The organism is Candidatus Proelusimicrobium excrementi (assembly GCF_937881865.1).
Taxonomy (GTDB): domain Bacteria; phylum Elusimicrobiota; class Elusimicrobia; order Elusimicrobiales; family Elusimicrobiaceae; genus Proelusimicrobium; species Proelusimicrobium excrementi.
This window is the reverse complement of sequence record NZ_CALGEO010000020.1, coordinates 1-1,853: the sequence shown is the minus strand read 5'-3', so window position 1 is coordinate 1,853 and position 1,853 is coordinate 1. Positions and strand designations below refer to the sequence as shown.

Genomic DNA, 1,853 nt, shown 5'->3' with positions numbered 1-1,853 from the left:
GTTGTACGTTGGGGCGTTTTGTTAAAAAGCGAAAACAGTTGACTTGTTTTTTTTTGATAAATTTTCCTCATAAATCGGCCTGCTAAGCATGAGATGTCTTTATTTGCGTTTAGGTTAGTTTTAGCGGACTGTTTAACTATAAAGGAGAGGAAAAAGATGTCAAAAAATAAAACGGTTAGAAATGTATTTTTTACAGTATTTTGTCTTTTCGCCTGCATAAGTTTAGGCTACGCAGAAAGCTGTTCAACAGCCGGAGCAACGCAGAATAAATATACGGCAAGCGGTTGCTCTTATACTACCCAAAGCAGGACTTGCTGTTCAAACGGTGCTTGGAGCGATTGGGGGGGATCGTGCCCTACTTGCAATAAATCCGTAGATACATGCGACGCAAGACAATTATATGCCGATTTTGATGAAGCCAATTGCAAATGTATATGTCCGACTGGGGCAATAGAAGTAAACGGCACTTGCGAATGTGATACGGCAAATGGATATGTTGAGGGGTACCACGAATGCGTAAAAAGCGGGTCAGGTTCTTGTGCATCAAATCAGTGCTGGAATGGCTCTAATTGTGAAGCGAAAGGTTCAACCAGTATCCCTTGCGAAGGAATGGTGCAGGAAACAACAGGGGGGACTTTAACCAGAACCGCCACTTGTTATTCCGGCTCCGGCTGGAGTTACGGCAGCTGGACAGGTACTTGCACTTGCCCCAGTGGCAGCACTTGGACGGGCAGCGGTCTATCAGGACGTTGCAAAGGAAATTACTATTGGAGTTGTACTAGCTATCAAGAAAGCTATTATTGTAACGGAGCGAATACAGTACGCCCAAATGAAGACTGTTCTAATTATGGGGAGACGGCTACTGGTTATGAAAGCCCCGAAGAGTACAGTGGGGACATGTGTACATATTCGAGCTGTATTTGTAAATAAGCTTTTACGTGAGGCTTAGCCTCTCAACTAACCGCCCCGCGTTTGCCCTAAGCAAGCGTGGGGTTTTTGCGTAAAGGTCGGGTGCGTAGTTTTACAATAAAAAATCCCCGGTGCTCGCCCGGGGACTTTCGGAGGTATTGCTTGAATTTATTTTATTATTTCTCTTACTATCGGTTCTTTTTTTGCTTTGCTTTTTTTAATCGTCAAAGCTTGTAAAAACAGCTCCGCGCCCGCCGCGAGGCGTTTTTTATCCGACGCATAAATGTGCGCTATGACATCGCCTTTTTTAACGGCGTCGCCGTATTTCTTTTCCAGCCAAATGCCGGCTCCGTAATCTATTTCGTCTTCCATTTTGCCGCGGCCGGCGCCTAAAAGTACGGCCGCCTGTCCGCAAAGTTTTGCGTCCATTTCCGTTATATAACCGTCTTTTTCGGCTTTTACCAAATGCTGGAGTTTGGCGTTTTTAAGGTATTTTTCGGGATTATCCACTATATCGGGATTACCGCCCTGCCATTTGATGATTTGTTTAAACTTTTCCGCCGCCTCTCCGTTTTGCAAATATTTCTCCAGTTCGGCTTTGGCTTTTTTAACGTCTTTGGCTTTACCGCTTATTAATAACATTTGCGCGGCGGTTTCCAAAAGCAGTTCGTAGAAATCAGGCGCGATTTGAGCGTCGCCTTTTAATATTTTTATGCTTTGCAGCATTTCATTGCTGTTGCCTATCGCGCGGCCCAAAGGACGCTGCATATCGGTTATAAGCGCGCGGCATTTAAGGCCCATAAGTTTTGCCGTGTTGACCAAACCTTTGGCCAGTTTTTTGCTGTCTTCGTATTTTTGCATGAAAGCGCCGGAGCCGAATTTAACATCCATCAAAAGGCTGTCCACGCCTTCGGCGTATTTCTTGGAAATGATGCTCGCCGTGA

General features: G+C 45.1%; 1 pseudogene. It reads right to left on the bottom strand.

The window, feature by feature from the left end:
* Window positions 1–1,077 precede the first annotated feature (1,077 nt).
* Window positions 1,078–1,853, bottom strand: a pseudogene (locus tag ACQY26_RS01350) (hypothetical protein); the annotation flags it as partial.